We start from the raw sequence: 21,785 nt of genomic DNA, 5'->3' as shown, positions 1-21,785 counted from the left end.
ATGTTCCACGGAATGTTTCACAGAAAGTAAAGAGTGAAAGAGCGAATGAGTGAAAGAGCGAATCTGGCTTCGCCTGAAAACACTGCTTCGGTGCATTCGCTTACCTTAGAAATCCCTACACTTATGAGAGTTGTCGTCTGCCTGTTCGCTCTTTTGTTCTTTCACTCTTTCGCTCTTTGCCAGTCCAGCCTGAATTATCTCTACAGCATTTCGGGGAAGAAAACGGCGAGTGGTCAGCACAATCGCGAACCCAACGCCCAACCCGCAAAGTGGACCAACGCCATCGACTCACTGACGGGCCATTACCCAAAGCTGTGGAGCGGTGATTTTCTGTTTCAGGCCGACAATATCGCTAACCGGGGTATGATGATCGCCGAAGCAAAACGGCAGTGGAAAAAGGGCGCATTGATCAATATCATGTGGCATGCCTGCAACCCCGCCCGGTCGCAACCCTGTGGCTGGGACAGTACGGGTGTGCTGAGCCGCATGACCGACGCGCAATGGCAACAACTCCTGACCGATGGTACGCCGATCAACGCGCGCTGGAAACAGATGATGGATGAAGTGGCGGTGTACTTGCAGGATCTGGAAGACAGCGGGGTCGAAGTCATGTTCCGACCGCTGCACGAAATGAATCAGGGACTGTTCTGGTGGGGTGGTCGGCGCGGGGCAAACGGAACGGCGCAACTATACCGGCTTACGCACGATTATTTCACAAAAACGAAAGGTTTGTCGAACCTGATCTGGGTGTGGGACATGCAGGATTTTCTATCCCTCGCCACCGACCTCACCGACTACAACCCCGGCAATGACTATTGGGATGTGGCGGCCCTCGACATCTATGATAGCGGTACGGGCTACTCCGATTACAAGTACAACGCCATGCTCAAAGTAGCGGGCAACAAGCCCATCGCCATCGGTGAATGTCAGGTACTGCCCACCGCAGCCCAACTAAAAACACAACCCCGCTGGACCTTCTTCATGGGCTGGGCCGAGCTGGTTTTCTCCTCCAACACCCCAACGGTAATCAGGGAATTGTACAACAGTAAGGAGGTGGAGAATCTTAAAGAGTGAAAGAGCGAAAGAATGAAAGAGCGAACCGAGCTACTGAATACAATACCGGAAGACTTTCACTCTTTCATTCTTTCGCTCTTTCACCCTAGTCTCCCCACACCTGCGTCCCTTCGGTGCAGTTGCGGCACATCTCGATTTCGGAGCGGGAGCGGAGCAGCGTTTGGCGGAAATTGGTGTAGGCCGGGCCGTGCCAGAGGTCGGCAAAGGATTCGGTTTGCAGATCGCCCAGCCGGTGATGCGCGTCTTTGTCGAAGCAGCAGGGTACAACCAGGCCGTCCCACGTGATGACGCAGGAGTGCCACATCTTCCAGCAGTGATCGCCGAAGCCGTTTTTGATGCGGTACGTATCGTCGGCCTGATGGGCGTAGCGGCTGTATTTGTCGATGGTCGGGATCAGATCGGAACCGTTTTCGTAGTCGTAAATCTGCGCCGTTTTCAGACCGACCTCATCCACACCAAGTTCACGGGCCAGCTTTTTCACCTGGGCAATCTGATGCTGATTTGGTTTGACGACCAAAAACTGAAACACCACGTGGGGTGTCCGCGACTTCAATTCCTTTTTCCAGCGAATGATATTCTTCGTGCCTTCCAGCACCTTTTCCAGCTTCCCCCCTACCCGGTACTGCTGATACACCTCCTGCGTTGTTCCGTCGATGCTGATAATCAGTCGGTCCAGCCCTGACTCTACTGTCTTGCGGGCGTTGGCATCGGTCAGGTAATGGGCGTTGGTGCTCGTCGCCGTGTAAATATTCCGGTCGGTTGCATACCGGACAAGGTCGAGGAATTGCGGATGCAGGTAGGGTTCGCCCTGGAAATAGAAAATCAGGTACAGCAGCGTCTCGTGCAGTTCGTCGATGGTACGCTTGTACAGATCCTCACCCAGCATTCCGGTTGGTCGCGTAAACGATCGTAACCCGCTAGGACATTCGGGACATCGCAGGTTGCAGGACGTCGTCGGTTCAAACGAAATCGACATCGGCAACCCCCGCTGCGCTGCCTGACCCGACTGTCTCGATCTGTAGTAGCTGCCCACAACTTTCAGCGCGTTGGCGACCCGCCTGGGCGTCAGCTTAGACGCGAAGTTAAGTCCATCGTACAGGTTCCGATTCATACGTTGATGCGATAGCCGTTGACAGCTAGTCAACAAAGGTCGTGAATTGCCGGGGAAGACAGACGTATAGATAGTGATTCCTGAGTCCACCCCAACAAAGCCGCAGATAACAAACTGATTTACAGTGATAATTTATTTATTATCTACTTAATATATAGAATAAACTAACATTACTTTAACATGACCCGTTGATACCTGAGTCGGTCTTACTGTGAGCCTGGCTTGTTTCAACTAATCGGCTATCTGATGATTCTGAAAATGGATCGGCTCCCTATCGAGCTCCCAACCCCCAAAAACCCGTCGGCCAATGATGCGGCTGTCATTCAGGAGCTGCTCGGTGGCAAATTCGGCGAGATGTCGACCCTGATGAACTACACCTATCAGTCGTTCAACTTTCGGGGCCGTAAAAAAATACGTCCGTTCTACGACGTTATCAGCAGCATCGCGGGCGAAGAGTATGGGCATGTCGAGGTAGTGTCGTATGCCATAAACCTGCTGCTCACCGGCACGACCAAACGCGGTTTCGACCCGACGATTGGCCCGTTGTCCGACGCAGCAAACTGGCGCAATACTCACCACGCTATCGCCAGTGGTCAGGCGTCGCTGCCGATGGATTCGATGGGGCACTACTGGACGGGGCAGAACGTATTCAGCAGCGGCAATTTGAAACTCGACCTGTTGCACAATTTCTTCCTTGAATGTGGCGCACGGGCTAACAAAATGCGGGCTTACGAAACCGTTACCGATCCCACTGCCCGCACGATGGTAGGCTATCTGCTGGTACGGGGTGGTCTGCACGTGGTGGCCTACGCGAAAGCGCTGGAAAAACTGACGGGCGTTGAAATGACCAAGCTATTACCGATACCGGAACTGAGTAATAACGCGTTTCCGGAGGCCAGGAAGTTTATGGAACAGAAGCTACACCTGTCGCTCTACACGTTCAGCCCGGACGATTACCAGCAGGCAGCCCTGATCTGGAATGGCCCGCACCCCGACGACGGGCAGGAATGTTTCGTCGTACAGGGTGGTATGGAAGGGTACCCCGTTCCGGATCTGGAAGAAGAACCCCAGCTCAACGCCCCCGGCGCTGAAGACTTCGACCCACAGGTATTCGCCGACATGGCGAAGAAGATGGGCATAAAGTACGAGTACTAACTTCTTCATTGATAACAAGCCGACGTTTCAAGAACCACTGAGCGGTTTTATGAAACGTCGGCTTATTCATGTCATTACCAGCCTAAAACTCCTGCGCGAAATTGAAGTAGAAGCCGGTGTTGCCCTGCCGGTTGATAGCTCCGCTGAGCCGGATGACAAGGTTGTAGTACGTGACGAGGTCGAAGCTCAGGCCGGTACCGACCAGGAGTTGGTTGGCCAGGCGGCTCTGGTATTGCTCAGCCACAGTACTGCCGACGTAACCCGCGTCGGCGAAGGCGGTGATGTAAGCGGCAATGGGCAGGGTGTTGAACTGCCGGATACGTAGCCAGTTGAGTTGCTTGACGGTGTCGAATAACTGATACCGAAAACTACTCCGGGCTACGGCTGAGTGCTGCCCGTCGATCACGTAGAGTTCGTAGCCGCGCACGTTGTCGGTGGAGTTGCCGATGCCGTGCAGGTTGAAATACGGCTGTCGATCGGGCCAGGTGGTACGGGCGCGCAGGTTAGCGGCCCCGTACACTTTTTTACCCATCGGCCAGTAGCGGCTGACGGACGTGGTTACGTCGAGGAAGCGGAAATTGTCGGACGGAAGCAACCCCGATACGCCGACAGAGCCGAGAAACAAGGTTCCCCGCAGCGGGTAGGCTACATTGTCGCGCCGGTCGTAGCGGTAGCCATAGGCAAGCGATGCGTAGCGCTGCTCAGTTCGGTTATCGAGAAAATAATCGGGATTCAGGCGCACAACCGTATCAGCCACCGTATTCCGGCTGTACCGAATGTCAACGCTGTGGTAGTGGTACAGGCCGTGGCGGTTAGTGAGCGTCAGCGCACCCCATGTGCGGCTCCTCAGCGTCTGATCGGCCCGGACGTACCGCCATTTATCGGCGATGGTTGTGTACGGAATATCGTTGTTGGTTTGGTACCCGACGTCAACACGGAGCCCGATTCGCTGAGCTTTGTCGATGTATGGGCGGGCGTATGATAAGACGGTTCGCTGCCAGAAACCCCTGATTATTTCCACTTGTAGACGATCGTTCGAGCCGGTTACGTTGCGGTAGCTGAGCCGACCGCCGTAGATGGTCCGGCGGAGGTCACGGCCCCGGTCATACCACCACTCGTTGAGATTGCGGTCAGCGATGTCGAATACGGGATACGCAATCAGGTACCAGCGTTCCTTCATCCTGACGGTCAGATCGAGCTGCGCCAGTTGGGTTGTATCGGTGGGGGTAGTCTGCTCAGTCTTCAGGTCGACGGTGATGAACAGATTAGTGTTGCTGATATTCCGCCGATCCCAGGTCAGGCGACCCGGCAGGTCAGAAAGCAGGACTGTGTCACCTGTTTTCAGCGTCATTTCACGGAAAACAATTCTGTCTCGGGTACGTACATTACCAATCAGCGTAACCGATCGCACGACGACTGACCGTGATGAATCGGTGTCGACAGCGGCCACAGTCGTGTCTGAATGACTGGTGGCGGCCCATGCCGACTGTGCCATTCCGGTCAATACCAGCAACACGCTCCCCAGCCATTTAATCGGGTCAGAGATCATACTGAGTAGTATCCGTTTCTAAAAAAATAGGATAACAATATCTCCGTATCCTGCAAATCCGTTCGTATCATTGTTTTCCCTTTTCTACCGCAAATGTCGCGGTAATTCTACCTTATAACCTATGAAACAAAAACCCCGCCTGACTTTCTGGCAAATCTGGAACATGAGTTTCGGATTTTTGGGCATTCAGTACGGCTTCGGTCTGCAACAGGCCAACATGAGTCCAATTTTTCGGTATCTCAACGCCGATGAAGCAAACATTCCTATTCTATGGCTGGCCGGTCCGGTTACGGGGCTGATCGTGCAACCCATCATCGGCTCCATCAGCGACCGGACATGGTCGCCCCGCTGGGGTCGCCGGAAGCCGTTCTTTCTTATCGGCGCCATCGTTACCAGTCTGGCTCTCTTTCTGATGCCCAACTCATCAGCCCTGTGGATGGCGGCTAACCTGATGTGGATTCTCGACACGGGTTTGAACATCACGCAGGAACCGTTCCGGGCGTTTATCGGTGACAAGCTAAGTGACGAGCAGCGTGGACTGGGCTTCGCCATGCAGAGTTTTTTCGTGGGTTTCGGTCAGACGCTGGCGAACTTGATGCCAACGATTTTCCGGCTGCTGGGCATTACCACAACGGCCGCCGTGGCTACCAACGTCATTCCCGACAGCATTAAATTTCCGTTCTACATTGGTGGTGCGGCCGTAATTCTGGCCGTGATCTGGACGATCTACACCACCGACGAATACCCGCCCGACGACATGCAGGAGTTCGAGCGAATGAAGCGGCAAAGCAGTGGGGTCAGCGGAGCATTTACCGAAATTGTGCATGCCCTTCGCGATATGCCGTCTACGATGAAGCAGCTCTGGTGGGTGAAATTCTTTACCTGGTTTGGCCTGCCGCTGATGTGGCAGTACCTGACGCTGGCCGTTTGCCGCCATGCGTTCAACGCCCCCACGGCGCAATCGCCCGGTTTTCAGGAAGGCACCGAATGGGGCAACCTGTGCTTTGCCGTCTTCAACATCGGCTGTTTCGGCGTGTCGTTTTTTCTGCCCGCCATCGCCAACCGAATTGGTCGTCGGGGTACGCATGCCTTATTTCTGACGTTCGGCGGGCTGGGCTTCCTGTCGATGCTGCTGTCGAACGACAAGTACGCGTTTCTGATCGGGATGGCGTTCGTTGGGCTGGCCTGGGCGTCGATCCTGTCGATGCCATACGTACTGCTGTCGAGTTCGGTACCCGCCGAGCGGATGGGCGTATACATGGGTATCTTCAACGGCTTTATCGTCGTACCGCAGATCGTCAACAACCTGTCGATCAGCTATATCTACCCGCTGCTGGGCAGCGACCCGCGTAACGCCCTGGCACTGGCGGGTGTCTGTTTGTTGCTGGCGGCTGGTGCCTGCTTTCTGGTGAAAGAAAACCGGGTCAGTCAGGTAGCGGCTTTCCCGATGGGCGCGGGTGGCCACTAAGCCACGCTGCAAAATCTCAGAAAATCAATGTTCTTTGCATCCGGCCGTTCCAACAGCCGGATGTTTTTTTAAGCAATAACCTATGAATTCGTTTTCCAGTCAGGAGCCCTTCGCCATGCTTGCCGTTGGCGAACTACTGGTCGATCTGATCGGCCATTCCATCACCGACAATCTACTCGATGCCAATGATTTTCGCCGACTCCAGGGAGGCAGCCCGGCCAATATGGCTGCCAACATGGCCCGGCTGGGCAATCGGTCGGCGTTGGTGGCCTGCGTCGGTACCGACAATCTGGGGCGGTTTCTAACCGCGCAGGTGGCCGCTGCGGGGGTAGAGACGGGCTTTATTCAGCAGGATAGCCGCGAACCGACCAGCCTTGTCGTCGTGTCTCGGACAAAAGGAACCCCCGACTTTATCGCCTATCGCAGTGCCGACCGGATGTTGCAGCCCGATCACTTACCCGATTCGCTGCTGAGCCAAAGCCGGATTTTCCACACAACCTGTTTCGCGCTCAGTCAGGCACCGGCGCAACAAACGATTGTCGATGCCGCCCGGCGGGCGCACAAGCTGGGTTGCCAGGTGAGTATCGACGCGAACTACGCCCCCAGCATCTGGCCCGACCGCGAACAGGCTTGGCAGATACTGGCGGACTACTGCTCAGCGAAGGCGTTGGTCAAACTAAGTGAAGATGATGCGGCCCGGCTCTACGGCATTCGTACGGGCGATGCGCTACCGTCGCACGAAGCGATCATCGACAAGTTTCACCAGATGGGCGCGGAACTCGTCTGTCTGACGCTGGGTGCTGATGGGAGTCTGGTGTCATCAGCGGGGGGAGCCAAACAGGTTCGGGTATTGGGGCAGCCGGTTGAAGTGGTCGACGCGACGGGAGCCGGTGATGCGTACTGGGCGGGTTTCCTGACGGCTTACCTCGACGGGCAGACACCCGAAGTCTGCGCCCGCGCCGGAGCCAAGCTGGCTCAATTGAAACTCGAACGCTCCGGCCCGCTCCCCGCGCAGGTCGACCGGGCGTTGTTGTATTAGTCTTGAACTGCCGGGCGGCCCCGTGTGATTTTTCTGATTTATTGATTTCGCTGATTCCTAGGAAAAAAGAAAATTATAGTCCATCAGCGAAATCAAAAAAATCAGGGTCAATCACAGTTCAGATTGTCTTGAACTATGATTGACCCTGATTGCCTTGATTTCGCTGATTTTAAGAGAAAAGAATCATAGTCCATCTGCGCAATCAAAAGAATCACAGTTCAGGACAATCACAGTTCAGGACAATTATCACTTCCCAATCGTATCCTCTAACTCCTTCGGTACCACGACTGGATGCTTGTAGCTGCGGACGAGGAAGTAAATACCGAGCAGAACGGCCGGGATACTGAGCAGTTGCCCGATGTTGAGCGCCATCGTCGCTTCTTTCGCTACCTGGTTTTCTTTGACGTACTCGAACAGGAAACGCAGGGTGAAAATCCAGATCAGGAAAATGCCGAGCATACTGCCGCGTGGGGTCTTGTCCTTATAGCGATTCCAGAACCACAACAGCACAACGAAGATGATCAGGCACGACAGGGCCTCGTAAAGCTGGGCCGGGTGGCGCGGCACAAGGTGCAGCTCAGGCGGGCCGAGAACGTCGCGGTAGTCGGCTTTGGGGAAGACCACTCCCCACGGCAGATCCGTCGGGCGGCCAATGATTTCGGAGTTGACAAAGTTACCCATCCGGATAAATGCACCGGCCAACGCCACCACAATCACGATACGATCCGTTACCCACAGAAACGTCTGGTTGGTGGCGATACTTTCTTTCCGGCGCGAGTACAACCACAGTGCCGTCAGGATACCGATAGTCGCACCGTGACTGGCCAATCCGGCGAAGGGGGGTGTAATTACCGTCAGCGGGTGATTGATGAGCACTTCGGGTTCGTAGAACAGGAAGTGGCCGAAGCGCGCACCGACAATTGTCGACACGACCATGTAGATCAGCAGCGTATCGGTATCGGCAACGGGCTTCCGTTCAACTTTGAAGATATAGGACATGATCTGCATGCCGATCAGGAAACCCATCGCGAAGAGTAGCCCGTACCAGCGAACCGAAAACGCGCCAATGTGAAAAATTTCGGGATCAGGCTCCCAAATCAGGTATTGCAGCATGAGGTTTGTGCGTATAAGCCCGATGCGATCAGCGGGTAGTGGGCAAAGATACAGATTGCGGGAAAGTTTTTGGCCATTTTGGTGTTTACCCCAACGTGATGAAATCAGTGGTTATCGGACTCGTCAGGGCGTATCAGGCGATGCTCTCGCCTTACCTGCCCAACGCCTGCCGGTACACACCTACCTGCTCGCAATACATGATCGAAGCAGTGCGGAAGTACGGCGCGTGGCGGGGTGGCCGCATGGGGCTGAAGCGCATCAGCCGCTGCCACCCGTGGGGTGGCCACGGATACGATCCGGTACCCTGATTAGTTTAAGGTTTAACGTCCAATGTTTGGCTCAACGAGCTAACATCCGGGACACAACCTTGAACGTTAGACCTTAACCATTAAACACAGAGTAATGCTTGGAATTTCTGCCGACAATAAACTCAAACGCCTGATCGTCGTGGGCGACCGGGTGCTGATTAAACCCAAAGACGCTACCGACCGCACGGCAAGTGGTCTGTATCTGCCGCCGACAGTACAGGAAAAAGAACAGGTGCAGTCGGGTTACGTTATCAAAGTGGGGCCGGGTTATCCCATCCCCACACCGTCGGAAGACGAGCCCTGGAAAGAAGCGGAGGAGGCTGTAAAATATATGCCGCTACAGGCGCAGGAAGGCGACCTGGCGTTGTATCTGCAACGTAACGCCATCGACCTGCAATACGAAGGGGAGCAGTACGTAATCGTACCGCAGGGGTCGATCCTCCTGCTGGAACGGTCAGAAGATCTGGATTAGAGAACCTTGTCTCAAACAGCTTCCCAGCTGTTTGCTAAACACAAAAACAAACAGCTGGGAAGCTGTTTGAGACAAACCATGCGAAAATGGCTCATTATGCTTCCGCTGCTACTGCTTGGCACGCTGGTGCAGGCACAGACAAAACCACTGAAAAACCGGCTGCGCGAAAAACGCGATGATCGCCGGGTGCTGCTGTTCTACGGAACGCCGTCGGGTGGTTTGACCGAGCAACAGCGCAAACTTCAATCCGCCCAGGCTGAACTTGACGATCGCGATATGGATGTGATCACGCTCGATGCCGCGACGGTGTCAGCCGCCGACCGGCAGTTTCTGGAGCAGACATACAAACTCAATCCCAACGTGGGCTTTATGGGCTGGCTGATCGGCAAAGACGGGGGCGTTAAAGAAACGTATCGGCACCCCGTCGACCCGGCGCAGTTGTTTGGCCTGGTCGACAAAATGCCGATGCGAAAGATCGAGATGCGGAGAAAGCAGTAGTTAGCTTTTCTTCTGCTTTTGCGCCAGCGCCCGTTTACCGGCAATGCTGTCGATAGCGGCAACCAACCGGTCGAGGTCTTTGGGTGTGTGGTAAATGTGCGGGGTTACGCGGATGCCGTGAATGTTTTCCCAGTCGATACCGACCGTATGAATTTTATGCTGGTTCATCAGTTGCCCGTCGATCTCGCTGGGTTTCATCCCGTCGATGGAGAACAACGCTACTGCGCCCGCATGTTCGGGTTTGAACGACGTATGTAGCTTCACGCCGGGTATGTCTTTCACCCGCTCCATCCAGTAGTTTTTCAGGTAATGCGCCCGGGCAAATTTCCGCGCCGACCCGATACTGTTGTGGAAGTCAACCGCCGTCCCAATCGCCATTTCCGATGCGAACGATCGTGTGCCCAGACTTTCGAACTTGCGGATGTCAGGCCCGTCGGGTTCTGTATTCGACAGCAATGCCCAAACGTTCTTGATTTTCGGCTGACGGATGTAAAGCATACCGCTGCCGAAGGGCGCGCATAGCCATTTGTGCAGACTGGTGGCGTAATAGTCCGCGCCGAGGTCGGGAATTTTGAAATCGAACAGGGCAAACGAGTGCGCCCCGTCGGCAATGACTTCGATGCCCCGCTTGTGCGCTTCGTCGGCAATTTTCCGCACGGGCAACACCTGCCCTACCCAGTTGACCAGGTGCGTTACGTGCACCACTTTCGTGCGTGGCGTAAACGCCTTCACAAACTGTTCAGTAATCGCGTCGTCATTCTCGCTGGGTAGGTCAAGATTCAGATACACCAGCTTGATACCGTCGCGCTTTTCGCGCTGTTTCCAGGCGTTAAGCATGTTGGGGTAATCCTGCTTCGTCAGCACAACTTCGTCGCCCGGCTTCAGATTTAGCCCGAAAATCACGGTGTTGAGTCCTTCCGTCGCATTGCGGTTGATCGCTAATTCTTCGGCCGAGCAACCCGCCAGATCAGCCAGTTTTTCGCGCAGCGCTTCGCGACCCTGATCCAGAATTCGCCACATGTAGTACGAGGGCGCTTCATTGGCATACTGGTAAAACCGGATATGCGCATCCTGCACGACCTTCGGCTGCGGGCACACCCCGCCATTGTTGAGGTTGAGCAGATTAGGCGATACGGTATATTCCGATTTTACCCACGCCCAGAAATCTTCGTCGGCTGCCCATTCAGCCGCAGATTTCAATCCGGCGTCGGTTCTGGTAAGGGGGTTGGCAAACGAATCAGGGAGAAATGTGGGGAGTGTCAGCGCGCTTGTAGCGGCCACCGCCGTCTGGCGGAAGAAGGATCGACGGGTTGTCATGGTCAAAAACAGGAGAGGTTGTCAAGTAGATACGCAAGTAAAACTAATCGTTTTCCACTATGAATCAACCAATTGGCTGCTTTGACCTATGATTTACCCGATTTTTCTGCACTGTGATTTTTCTGATTTATTGATTCCGCTGATTTAAACAATCTTGAACTATGATTCCCGCTGATTATATGATTTCGCTGATTCAAGGAAAAGAAAATCACAGTTCAAGACTTACTGATTTCCCTGATTCAAGGAAAAATAAATCATAGTCCATCAAAGCAATCACAAAAATCACAGTTCAAGAAAAAGCTACTGACCCGTAAATCGCCCTCCTTCCGTAACTCCCTTCCACGTGTCCATGCGGAACGGGACGGCCGGAAACCCGCCTTTGTTGTAGAGGTTGGCGTCGCTGTTATCGTCGGCCCAGCCGTAGCGGACGGCGACGGGCGTTGCTACTGAATCGGCGTGAACGACGATAGAGCCGCCCCGAATCTCGGCTTTCGCGTAGTGAAACTGCTGGTCGGCACCGGCAACTTCAAAGCCCCGGACGTAGCCGTACCTGTCTTTGGTCATCAGGCCGCCGGGCGCGTTTTTAAACGAAAGTGTCACCTGTCCGTTTGCGACCGTCATTTTGTCGAACATTGGGCCACGCGATTGCGTACCGGCTTTTCCGGCCGAATCGTAGGCCACGCGCATGGCTTCAGCAGCAAGCCGCAAACCAACGTCCTGTTTATTTTTTGGGTGAATGTCATGGGGCTCTCCGATGTCTGACGTAACGGCCATACCCGTGGCGGGCAGATCGAGCGTCATCGTCTGCGCTTCCCGTAGTTCCGCCCAGCCGCTTCCTTTCTGGCTATTTCCGCCACCCGCATCGAAACTGGCTAGTTGCACAAACAGGAACGGAAAATCACCCTCGCCCCAGCGTTGCCGCCAGTCCTGAATCATCGCCGGAAACGCCCGTCGGTACTGGTACGACCGCCCCGCGTTCGATTCACCCTGATACCAGATTACCCCTTCGATAGCATACGGAATCAGCGGCAACAACATGGCGTTGAACAACTGGGTCGGATACGAATTCGGCCCCGGTTTGTACGACCACGGACTGATTTCGGCTGCTCTATACTGCCACTGCCCGGCCAGTGGAATGTCATCATTCGGACCCGCCAGTTTCAACTGATCAGCCGCGCCTACGATGCCACCGGCTCCGCCCGTGTCTTCCACCCGAACGGCAATCACGTTGCGCCCCGTCTTGAGCAGACCAGCCGGCAAGGTATATCCACGCTTTCCCATCCCCCGCTTCGAGCCAACCAGTTGGCCATTGACGAATGTCGAATCATTATCATCAATTGATCCCATCACCAACGTCATGTTATCGGGCGATTGGCCCTCGGGAATAAGTACCTCACGCCGAAACCAGACCGATCCGTCGATATTGGGCAAGCCGCCCCACTGCCAGTCGCCGGGCATGTTCATCGATTTCCACTGACTGGTGTTCAGACCGGGATCGGCAAAAGTCCGCTGCTCGGCGGCCGTTGGTAAGCCGCCCTGCTGGGTCTGAAGTAGTGCCTGGGTTCGCTGCTTGCCCTCCCGAATCACTTCGTCGGTATCAGCCGGTAACTTCTCGACCATGTAGCGCAGCGTACTATCGCGGGCCAGGGCTTCGCGGCTCGTCCAGGTTTCGGAATGAGTGCCGCCCCAGGACGTGTTGATCAAACCGATTGGAACGTTGAGGTCGCGCTGTAGTTGCCGGGCAAAGAAATACCCCACCGCCGTAAACTGGGCGGCCGTAGCCGGGCTGCACACCGCCCATTCGCCGGAAATATCGTCTTTGGGCGTCAGGCTCAGGTCTTTGTTGACAAACAGCTGCCGGATTGTCGGGTAGTTCGCCCGTCGTACTTCTTCCTTACCGTTGGTCGAAGCAATCAGTTGCCACTCCATATTCGACTGCCCCGAACATATCCAGACTTCACCCAACAGGACATCGGCAAGCGTTACCGAGTTACCTTTTCCCGACACAGTCAGTTGATACGGGCCACCCGCTTCCATCGGGTCGAGCCGGACGCGCCAGGTTCCGTCTTTTGCAGCTTTAGTTGTTTTCGTCTGCCCATTCAGGCTGACGGTAACTTTCTCACCGGCCCCGGCCCATCCCCAGACAGGGAGCGGCTTACGGCGTTGTAACACCATGTGATCGCCAAAGACGTGCGGCAACCGAACAGCGGCCATACCAACGGAAGCCGTCAGTAGCAGTCCCAACACCAATGCGTAAGTGGATAAACGAGTCATACCAACAAGTAACGTATACAAACATAAAAAGCGGTATCAGATCGGCTATACTGCCCTGATACCGCTTTTCAAATTAAACCATCAACTGATCGCTATTTGCCCAGTCGGCTACCCGTATTTTTCAGGACGTTGCTCAGCGGCTGCTTAAGTGCTATGCTGTAGCGCAGGGTCATGCCGTAGGTCATGCCGGAGCCGAGACCGCGTAGCTGCGCATACTGCGTTGGCTTACTCGTTGTGCTGTACGATAAATCCGTATCGATAGAGCTGCCCAGCCCCCATAGTTTCCGCGCCGAAATTCCCAGGTCGAAGCGATTGCTCAGCCGAACACTATATTCGGCTCCCAGTTCGGCAATGGCCGAAGGCGTGTTGCTGAGCTGCGTTTCGCCCGACAGCCGCAGCGTATCGACTTTTTCGCGGCTGCGATAGGCGTATTCGGCCAGAGACAGTTCCCCCCGGTTGCCGCCTTTGCCCGGTACCAGCCACACACCCGCCGTCAGCCAGAAACCCGACCGACGCCAGGGACCACTTGTTGAAAACAGTAACCGCTTACCCCGCAGCACGAAACTGTGCTGATCGTTGGCGTATTGAAACAGAGATGGAACGACGCGCCCCCGATCAACGGACAAACTCGTATGGGCAGGCGACTGAACGTAACCGGCTTCCACGGCCCACTTTTCTTTGTAGGCCCAGCCCAGCAGTGCCCCCCAGCCCGGCCGCACGACGCGTCGGGCTCCAACCATCCCACCAATCGAGTTGTCGAGCAGTGCTTTGTCGGCCCGGACGAAACCCGTCAGCGAAACATACCAGCGGTCTTTGATGTAAGCTCCGCCGTAGCGCGTCACCAGCCGATTGTACTGAACCTGGTTGTGGTCAGGCAGTCGGTAGTAGTCGCTGACCTGCTGCCCCATCGTGGGCAATGCAGCAAATACGGCGAGAAAGAAAAGCATGTAAAGTTTACTCATGGGCTTCAGACCGATACAGGGCAGTATAAATAGCTGGATATACGACAAAAGTGCGGACAGGCGATTCCGTACAGGCAGGCAGCTAACTAAATCGGTCGATACTCATTCTTCTACTTGCCGCCCATACTCGATCGAGGTTACAACCCGGATAACCGTTTGTCTGTTAGCGAATTACGAAATTTTTTTTAACAGATCACTCTTTGTTGAGCGAATGGCCCAAAATAGCTGTAAATAAGCCCTTTACAAACAAAAATCCCTTTCACAGGACGGCTGTCGAGTGAAAGGGATTGTACTAGTGGAAAGTACCTGATTCTACCGGCTTACATGCCGTGCTTCATTACTGGCACCGAAACCGTCATGTTGTCCCAGGCAATAGCGATGCTGCTGTTAGCGGGCGTGATGGTCAGTTTCTCGATCGGTGTCTTGTTCATCGATACCGGCACTTTTACCATAGCCACGTCGCTGCCTTTGATTTTTTCGTAGTCGTAAGCCCCCCACTGACCCAGCGTGCTGTTCAGCAGTACGTCCCACTCTTTTGCGTTGGGGATGGTGTATAGGGTATACGTACCCGCTTTTACCATCTTGCCACCGAACATAACATCACTCTTGAACGTCACTTCGGTTGCTTCGTTAGCACCCGTACGCCATACTTTACCGTACTTCTCCAGACCGTTTTCACCGAAGATAACCCGGCCCCGCTTCGACGGCTGACCGTAGATTACCTTGATGTTTTTATCGGGGCTCTCGGCCGTAATCTTGGGGCTCATTGGCGGCTTTTTGTCCTGCGCCTGCACCAGTGAGACAACAGCAAACAGCAGCGTAAAGAGAACAGCAAGTTTTTTCATGTTTGATTAATTGGTTTGATTTGATCGTCATGTATACGACGAACGATAAACGTTAGTTTTCCACTAACAGTTTACAGTAAGCTTAAAACGTGGTACTTTTACTTAACAACCCGTATGCACGCATACAGCTTTTCGTGTGTAGAAGAATGATGTGGGAAGAAATGGGACGCACTTAGCTCAGGTGTGGTCTCTTCTCGTTCATCTCACCTCTTTCTTCCCGTTTAATCCTAACTCTTTATCATACACATGGCAACAACTTATTTCAGCAAACGCAATCTGCATTTTCTGCTTCACGAAGTATTCAAGGCCGAAGAACTGGCCAAATATGAGTATTTCAGTGCCCACGACAAGGAAACATTTAACCTCGTGCTCGACTCGGCTACATACATCGCCGACACGATCATGCACCCCAACCTGCGCGACGTCGACCGGAATCAGCCCGAACTCAAAGACGGGAAAGTAACGGTTCACCCCAAGATCCGGGAGTATCTGAAAGCGATGGGCGATGCCGGACTGATCGGGGCTGGTTTTTCGTTCGATCACGGCGGGCAGCAGCTACCAGAGATGATTAACTCAGCGGTGAGCTTTATCCTGATGGCCGCCAACAACGGCATGATGTACACCGGCCTGACGTCGGGAGCTGCCCACCTGATTACGTCGTTTGGCTCGCCCGAACTAAGCGAATTTTACGTACCAAATCTGCTGGCCGGAACGTGGCAGGGAACAATGGCCCTGACCGAACCACAGGCCGGTTCGTCGCTCTCAGACGTAACGACATCAGCCACGCCACTCCCCGATGGGTCATACAAAATAAGCGGCCAGAAAGTGTTTATCTCGGCCGGTGACCACGATGCCGCCGACAACATTATCCACCTCATGCTGGCCCGCATCGACGGGGCACCCAAAGGCACGAAAGGCATTTCCTTATTCGTCGTGCCCAAGTTCCGACTCGATGAGCAGGGCAACGTGGTCGACAACGATGTGCAATCGACGGGGGTGTATCACAAGCTGGGGCAGAAAGGTGTTCCGGCCATGTACCTGACGATGGGGTCGAACGACAACACGATTGGCTACATTGTCGGCGAACCGCATCAGGGCCTGCGCTACATGTTCCAGATGATGAACGAAGCGCGGATTGGCGTGGGGATGACAGCCGCTGCCATCGCGACGGCGGCTTACTACTCGGCTCTACAATACGCCCGCGAACGCCCGCAAAGCCGCCGGTTGAACGAGAAAAACCTGCTCGACGCCCCCCAAACGGCGATCATCAACCACCCCGACGTCCGCCGGATGTTGCTGTTCCAGAAGGCCGTAACCGAAGGGTCGCTGTCGCTGCTGCTGGAAGCCGCCCGCCTGTACGACATCAGCGAAGTAGCTGAGGGCGAGGAGAAAGAAAACGCGTTCCTGCTGCTCGACCTGCTGATGCCGGTGGCGAAATCGTACCCCTCGGAAATGGGCGTACAGTCGGTGAGTCAGAGTCTGCAAACGTTCGGCGGCTACGGCTTTACGGAAGATTTTCCCGTCGAGCAGTTGTACCGCGACATCCGCATTACGCCCATCTACGAAGGCACCACGGGTATTCAGGCGCAGGATCTGCTGGGCCGTAAGATGACGCAGAAGGGCGGCAAAGGTCCGCAGCTGCTGTTTGCCGAGATGAGCAAAACGATCCGGGAAGCCAGTACGCACGACGAACTGAAGCCCTACGCCCAGCAACTCGGTGCCGAACTGAAACGGACGCAGGAAGTGGTCGAAAGCCTGATGCCCCACGCCATGAACGGCGACACGGAACGCTACCTCGCCGATGCTACGCTGTTTCTGGAGCTGTTTGGCATCGTGGTCGTAGCGTGGCAGTGGCTCAAGCAAAGCGTCGTGGCGAAGCAGGCCATGCTAACGCAGAATCCGCAGGGCGACGAACTAGCGTTCTACGAAGGCAAGCTACACACGATGAAGTTTTATTTCCACTACGAAGTGCCCAAAACGCTGGGCCTTGCCGTGCGGCTGAAAGACACCGAAGTGCTCACGATCGTAACGGAGAAAGAACTGGCGCTGTAGCCAGTCAGATCGAATGAAAACAGAAAAAGCCGGGACTGCTCCCGGCTTTTTCTGTTTTTGTCCACGGACGGAATCGCCGGGCTACTTCTTCAACAGACGCAGGCTCTGCACCTTTCCGGGGCTGGCAACTCGCAGGAGATATACTCCAGACGGGCGGTTGCCCAGCCGCAGCCGCACCTCATGGTGGTTGGCGGTCACCTGCTCAGTCTGGCTCAGAACGGGCCGACTCGTGATATCGGTCAACAGGAGCTGTACCGACGAATTAGCCATCCCGTCGAGACTCAGCACAAACTCGTCGTCAATTGGGTTGGGCTGAACGCTCGCTCCCAGACTGGCCGACGGTTCCGCCATAGCCCCAACACGACCACCTACCGGGCACTGAGCCCGAATGTTCCACACATAGGTCACCTCGACACCGTTCTGCCGGGCGTGTAGCGTCAGGGGCTGGGCATCGGCAGCCGTGCGCAGTTCGGCATCGACAAACTGGTTGGGGTTGGTCGTCCAGCCGGTGATGCCGATAGCCATGTACTCGATTGGCGAACTGTTACCTCCGCTTGTCTTGAAGACAAACGCACCGGTCGAACAGTTGTAGTCGGGCGCAACGAATTGAAGTGCTCCAACAGTCGTTGGCGTCTGCGTTCCCCCCACCGGGCACTGGGCCCGAATGTTCCATACGTAGGTCACCTCGACACCATTCTGGCGGGCCCGTAGCGTCAGCGGCTGAGCATCGGCAGCCGTGCGTATTTCAGCATCGACAAACTGGTTGGGGTTGGTCGTCCAGCCGGTGATGCCAATGGCCATGTACTCGATCGGTGAACTGTTGCCCCCACTCGTTCTGAACAGAAAGGACCCCGTCGAACAATTGTAGTCAGGAGCAATCAGCGTCAGACTGCCGACTGGGGTAACCGGGGTAGTACCACAGGCCCCTAACGCATTCCACGAATACGTTACCGTGACACCGTTCTGCGTAGCCGTCAGAGTAATCGGCTGTACGTTCGGCTTCTGCTCCCGAATATCCTCCGCTATACCGGCATCGACCATCGCCAGGCAGTTTGTCGACGGCACCGAGATACCAACCGCCGAGAAGGTAATTGGCGAACCATCTCCGCCCGTCGTGTTGAACTTAAATTCTCTCGTAGTGCAGCTGTACGTTGGTGCAACGAGGTTCAGCGGCTGACCCAGCGTTGCCGTCGGGCTACCGCAGGTCGTAGTCGTGGGCGAGCAGGTACCCGTCACCACAATTTGCTGCGTGGCCGTCCGTGTGTTGCCACAGGCATCAGTAACGGTCCAGGTCCGGACGATGGTGTACGACGTACCGGCTGTCGGGTTGGCGGGCGTCGTCACGTCACTGACGGTAACGTTGACCGTACCGGGGCAGTTGACGGCCGATGCCGTGATCGTGGCCGTACTGGCCACAGGCACATCGCTGGTACACGCGTACTGAGCCGTTTGAGGAATACCGCAGATCTTGGGGACGAAGCTCATACCCAGCGCCGGGTTACCGGACGCCCGAACGCTGCTGGGATTATTGTTGAGCGTGTTGTTCAGATAATCCCGAAGGGCCGGCTTCTCCTGCCCGCTACAGGCATCGACCAGAAACGCTTCCTCGGTCGTGCGCCAGTGGCCTGTCAGGTACCCCCACAGCGTGATGCCGATAACCGATGGGTGATTCCAGTACAGGCCAAAAATGCGCTGATACTCCGACTTCTGGAACGCCTGCTTCACGGCTACGTTGGTTGTGACCGTGTAGGTGCTGTCTACGTTGCCGTCGATATCCAGTTCGGTAATCATGATCGGCAGCTTGGTAGCGGCAATTTTATCCAGCTGTGTCCGCAGGTAGTTGGTATGGTCGGCGAAACTCTGGCTGGCATTGTATTTCCGGGTCGAGAATGAGTGCGCCTGCAACCCCACGACGTCCAGCAGATTATCGGCCTTCAACAGGTTGACCAGCGTTACGTAGTCGTCGGCCAGTATGGTTTCGGCGTTGTACTCGTTGAGCACCAGCTTGGTTTCGCAGGGGAAGTATTTGCGAGCCAGCTTGAAGCTGTTAATTACCCAGTCGAAGCGGCCGGGCGTGGTGCCCAGTTCCGCGTTCAGCGATTTCAGCGCGTTAACATAGTCGCCACTGGCCGGATCGTTGACGTTGGCGCCTTCGTTGTTTGGCGGATCGTTGAGCGTTTCGTTGGCTACTTCGATATATTCCAGCCGAGCCCGTGCATCCGAACTGCCATCGTAGTGATTGGCAACGGCCTGAAACCAGGCTTTCAGCTTCTGCACCTTTTGCGCGTCGCTGAGGGGTTTCAGCCAGGTTGGCTGCTGGGCACCCCAGACGAGCACGTGAAACCGGAAGGGAAACCCACGTTGCTTAGCAAACGCACGCGCCTGATCGACTTCGGTGAAATTATAAACACCCTGGGTTCCTTCGATACTACCCCATTTGCCCGCGTTTTCGGGCGTTACCTGGTTGAAATACTTATCGAAGTTTGGTATCTGGGGGTGCTGTAAGCCGACCCAAGGAATTTGTTTTTCCCCGTGGCAATCGGTGTCTGACTGGCGGGTACCTGATATTTAACCGCGCAGTCGTCGGCCCCCACCACCGTCACGTTATCGACGAAGAACGTACCGGCGCTTGTACCCATGTCCAGCACAATCCGGGTGCTGGGGTCGTTGGCCGTAAAGGTCCAGGTCATCGCTTTCCAGGCCGTCGTGGTGGTGAAGTCGGGCCCGTACTGAGCCCCGGCAGTAGCGTTGGTCGAAAACCGGATGACTTCTCCACCCGTATTCGAGCGCACATAGACCGTAGCGGTGTAGTTTTTCCCGGCACTGAGGCTCATCGGATCACTCACCAGTTGCACGCTGTACGGTTGCCCGGCAGCCGTGTTGATTACCTTCACCGCCCGGCTCCCTTCGTTCACTTCGGCGGGAACGGTGGTTTCGGTCATGTTGGCTGCGCCGTTGTACTTCGACCAGTTGGTGAAGTTGTTGCCGGGACCACCCTGCTCAAAGCTGCCATTGCTGACGAGGTTGATAACGGCCGTGCTGATGTCAGCATCGTCGAGGTAATAAACGTTCGTGTTTTTGCCCAGATCGAGCACCAGTTGGGTTTGGGTACTGTTGGCGGTAAACGTCCAGCTCAGTTTGGTCCAGGTGGTCGGAACGGGCGTATCGGGTCCGTATTGGGGGCTGGGCTGGGTCGAGAAGCGGATCGTACTACCGGCGGTAGTGGCTTTGGCCCAGATCGAGAACGTGTACTGCGTTCCGACCACCGTCGTAGCCGCGTCGTTGATAAGCTGGACAGAATAGGCCTGTCCGGCGTTGGCCTGCGTACCCGTTACTTCGGCCCGGAGCGCCCGGCTACCCGAGTGGGTTTCGGTGGTCGTTGCCGTCAGAAACGACGCGCCGTTCTGTTTGGTCCAGTTCGTAAAGTTATCGCCCAGCCCGGTTTCAAACCCGCCGTTTCCGATCAACAGCGCATCAGTCGACGTCAGTCTCATGTCGTCCACGAAATAAGTGGCGGCACTCGTTCCCATATCGATGGCGACCCGCGTGGTGGGTTCTACCGGTGTAAAATCGAGCGTCAGCTGTTGCCAGTCGGTACCAATGCTGGTGGTAGTCGAATAGGCATACGCCCCGTAGTTAGCCAAAGGCGAAATCGTCGACAGCCTGACCATGCCCCCGGCTACGGCCGCTTTGATGTAGATGCTGAACCGAAACCGTTTGCCAACCGGCGTATTGAGAAACGGGCTGGCAAACTGCACCTCGTAGGCGTTGCCGGGGGTTGCCGACACTACTTTCAAGGCTCTCGCACCCACTTTCACCTCGGCGGGGTTCGTCGTTTCCGAAAACGAGCCAGCCCCGTTGAGGGCCGTCCAGTTCGTAAAGGTGCTGCCCGTACCGTCTTCAAAACTGGGGTTAGGCAGGTAGTTGGTCAGGTTTGCGGGCGCGGGCGTAGTGACGACAGCGCCCAGCATTTCCATATCGTCCAGATAATAAACGACGTTGCTCTGCCCCAGATCCAGCGCGATGCGGGTTTGGGCTACGGTGGCCGTAAACGTCCAAGACAGTTGCGTCCACACGCCTGCCGGTACGGGGGTATCGGGGCCATAGAGCGGGCTGGGCTGGGTTGAGAAGCGTACCGTACCACCCGCCGTAGCGGCTTTGACCCAGATTTTAAACGTGTACGACGTGCCGACGGTCATGTTTATCAGATCGCTCAGCATCTGCACCTGATACTGCTGACCGGCAAAGCCCGGCCCCGCCGACTTCAGCGCACGCGTTCCGCCGTGAACTTCGGCGGCTGCGGTGGTCGCCGTCAGATAAGCCGCCCCATTGGCTTTGGTCCAGTTGGTAAACACGTCGCCGGTGCCAGACTCAAAACCCGGGTTAGGAATAAGGTTTTGTTGCGCAAGAAGCGGAGAAATACCCGACAGCAGCAACGCGCACAGCACGATAAAAAGGTAGTTTTTCCTCATAACAGACAAGCTGGTAGATCATTTGATCTGGTCTGATTTTCAGCTTACTGCGTAAGTCACTATTCTTTTCGTTATA

Annotated in this window: 17 protein-coding genes; 8 read left to right on the top strand and 9 right to left on the bottom strand. The window is 55.4% G+C overall.

The window, feature by feature from the left end; all coding sequences use genetic code 11:
* Nucleotides 1-123 precede the first annotated feature (123 nt).
* A complete protein-coding gene (locus tag HH216_RS10545) occupies nucleotides 124-1,074 on the top strand; it encodes a glycoside hydrolase family 26 protein (RefSeq protein ID WP_217371904.1) in 951 nt (316 codons plus the stop codon).
* Between the two features lie 85 nt (nucleotides 1,075-1,159).
* On the opposite strand, the gene HH216_RS10540 is transcribed toward HH216_RS10545, so the two are convergent.
* Nucleotides 1,160-2,185, bottom strand: a complete 1,026-nt coding sequence (locus tag HH216_RS10540; protein ID WP_169550785.1) for an SPASM domain-containing protein — start codon at nucleotides 2,183-2,185, stop codon at nucleotides 1,160-1,162.
* 258 nt (nucleotides 2,186-2,443) lie between these two features.
* Here HH216_RS10540 and HH216_RS10535 point away from each other — a divergent pair, with 258 nt between their 5' ends.
* Nucleotides 2,444-3,340, top strand: coding sequence for a manganese catalase family protein (locus HH216_RS10535; protein ID WP_254448771.1), 897 nt, complete (start codon nucleotides 2,444-2,446; stop codon nucleotides 3,338-3,340).
* A gap of 82 nt (nucleotides 3,341-3,422) precedes the next feature.
* Here the strand turns inward: HH216_RS10535 and HH216_RS10530 are convergent, their stop codons facing one another.
* A complete protein-coding gene (locus HH216_RS10530; RefSeq protein WP_169550784.1) occupies nucleotides 3,423-4,889 on the bottom strand; it encodes a BamA/TamA family outer membrane protein in 1,467 nt (488 codons plus the stop codon).
* Between the two features lie 121 nt (nucleotides 4,890-5,010).
* Between HH216_RS10530 and HH216_RS10525 the strand changes: the two genes are divergently transcribed.
* Together HH216_RS10525 and HH216_RS10520 are read left to right on the top strand one after the other, a co-directional pair.
* Entirely contained in the window at nucleotides 5,011-6,357 is a 1,347-nt protein-coding gene (locus tag HH216_RS10525) for an MFS transporter (RefSeq protein ID WP_169550783.1), read from the top strand.
* Nucleotides 6,358-6,439: 82 nt separating this feature from the next.
* Nucleotides 6,440-7,396 carry a carbohydrate kinase family protein gene (locus HH216_RS10520; RefSeq protein ID WP_169550782.1) on the top strand — a complete coding sequence of 319 codons (957 nt, stop codon included), beginning with the start codon at nucleotides 6,440-6,442 and terminating at the stop codon, nucleotides 7,394-7,396.
* Between the two features lie 246 nt (nucleotides 7,397-7,642).
* Here the strand turns inward: HH216_RS10520 and lgt are convergent, their stop codons facing one another.
* Entirely contained in the window at nucleotides 7,643-8,509 is an 867-nt protein-coding gene (gene lgt, locus HH216_RS10515; protein WP_169550781.1) for a prolipoprotein diacylglyceryl transferase, read from the bottom strand.
* Between the two features lie 98 nt (nucleotides 8,510-8,607).
* Between lgt and yidD the strand changes: the two genes are divergently transcribed.
* The 3 genes from yidD to HH216_RS10500 all read left to right on the top strand — a co-directional run bounded on the left by yidD (nucleotide 8,608) and on the right by HH216_RS10500 (nucleotide 9,787).
* Entirely contained in the window at nucleotides 8,608-8,817 is a 210-nt protein-coding gene (gene yidD / locus HH216_RS10510; protein WP_169550780.1) for a membrane protein insertion efficiency factor YidD, read from the top strand.
* A gap of 94 nt (nucleotides 8,818-8,911) precedes the next feature.
* Complete coding sequence (locus HH216_RS10505) at nucleotides 8,912-9,289, top strand: co-chaperone GroES (protein ID WP_169550779.1); 378 nt, start codon at nucleotides 8,912-8,914, stop codon at nucleotides 9,287-9,289.
* 78 nt (nucleotides 9,290-9,367) lie between these two features.
* Entirely contained in the window at nucleotides 9,368-9,787 is a 420-nt protein-coding gene (locus tag HH216_RS10500; protein ID WP_169550778.1) for a DUF4174 domain-containing protein, read from the top strand.
* On the opposite strand, the gene HH216_RS10495 is transcribed toward HH216_RS10500, so the two are convergent.
* The 4 genes from HH216_RS10495 to HH216_RS10480 all read right to left on the bottom strand — a co-directional run bounded on the left by HH216_RS10495 (nucleotide 9,788) and on the right by HH216_RS10480 (nucleotide 15,185).
* A complete protein-coding gene (locus HH216_RS10495) occupies nucleotides 9,788-11,104 on the bottom strand; it encodes an aminotransferase class V-fold PLP-dependent enzyme (protein ID WP_169550777.1) in 1,317 nt (438 codons plus the stop codon).
* Between the two features lie 300 nt (nucleotides 11,105-11,404).
* The gene (locus tag HH216_RS10490) at nucleotides 11,405-13,378 is read right to left on the bottom strand and encodes a sialate O-acetylesterase (RefSeq protein ID WP_169550776.1); all 1,974 of its coding nucleotides are present in this window, start codon (nucleotides 13,376-13,378) and stop codon (nucleotides 11,405-11,407) included.
* Between the two features lie 92 nt (nucleotides 13,379-13,470).
* On the bottom strand, nucleotides 13,471-14,325 hold the full coding sequence (locus HH216_RS10485; protein ID WP_254448770.1) for a hypothetical protein: 855 nt from the start codon (nucleotides 14,323-14,325) through the stop codon (nucleotides 13,471-13,473).
* A gap of 335 nt (nucleotides 14,326-14,660) precedes the next feature.
* Nucleotides 14,661-15,185 carry a DUF2911 domain-containing protein gene (locus tag HH216_RS10480; RefSeq protein WP_169550774.1) on the bottom strand — a complete coding sequence of 175 codons (525 nt, stop codon included), beginning with the start codon at nucleotides 15,183-15,185 and terminating at the stop codon, nucleotides 14,661-14,663.
* A 246-nt stretch (nucleotides 15,186-15,431) separates the two neighbouring features.
* Between HH216_RS10480 and HH216_RS10475 the strand changes: the two genes are divergently transcribed.
* Nucleotides 15,432-17,237: an acyl-CoA dehydrogenase gene (locus HH216_RS10475; protein ID WP_169550773.1), complete on the top strand. Its 1,806-nt coding sequence runs from the start codon at nucleotides 15,432-15,434 to the stop codon at nucleotides 17,235-17,237.
* An 81-nt stretch (nucleotides 17,238-17,318) separates the two neighbouring features.
* Here the strand turns inward: HH216_RS10475 and HH216_RS10470 are convergent, their stop codons facing one another.
* Both HH216_RS10470 and HH216_RS10465 read right to left on the bottom strand, forming a co-directional pair.
* The gene (locus HH216_RS10470) at nucleotides 17,319-19,664 is read right to left on the bottom strand and encodes an endo-1,4-beta-xylanase (RefSeq protein ID WP_254448827.1); all 2,346 of its coding nucleotides are present in this window, start codon (nucleotides 19,662-19,664) and stop codon (nucleotides 17,319-17,321) included.
* A 29-nt stretch (nucleotides 19,665-19,693) separates the two neighbouring features.
* Complete coding sequence (locus tag HH216_RS10465; RefSeq protein WP_169550771.1) at nucleotides 19,694-21,709, bottom strand: carbohydrate binding domain-containing protein; 2,016 nt, start codon at nucleotides 21,707-21,709, stop codon at nucleotides 19,694-19,696.
* Nucleotides 21,710-21,785: the final 76 nt, after the last annotated feature.

Origin of the sequence: Spirosoma rhododendri, assembly GCF_012849055.1 — a bacterium.
Taxonomy (GTDB): domain Bacteria; phylum Bacteroidota; class Bacteroidia; order Cytophagales; family Spirosomataceae; genus Spirosoma; species Spirosoma rhododendri.
The sequence above is the reverse complement of the archived record's forward strand: the minus strand, read 5'-3'. Positions and strand labels throughout refer to the sequence as shown.